Below are 243 nucleotides of genomic sequence, written 5' to 3' on the forward strand. Positions count from 1 at the left end.
ATCAATAACTGCGCAAAAATAAATCAAAGCGAAAGCTGCGCAGGTACCTGTAATACCGAAGCAAAATGCTGCGATGTCTATTCTTGATCTTTTAATGCCTAATTTGGCTTCTATCCCGTGTATAGGCATCGGCGTATATACATCAAAAATACTGATGTTATTTTCCTGAAGTTTTTCGATGCCATGCATCATTTCATCAGGGTCACCAAAGCTGCCTAAAATATATTTGATATCACTCATTGT

The 243-nt window shown here is 37.4% G+C and carries 1 protein-coding gene; it reads right to left on the reverse strand.

What is annotated here, in order from left to right; translation table 11 throughout:
- A partial coding sequence (locus AC0IW9_RS31730) for a quinol:electron acceptor oxidoreductase subunit ActD (protein WP_471652256.1) occupies positions 1 to 243 on the reverse strand: 243 nt, incomplete at both ends.

The sequence above is a fragment of the Belnapia sp. AC561 genome, assembly GCF_979252845.1.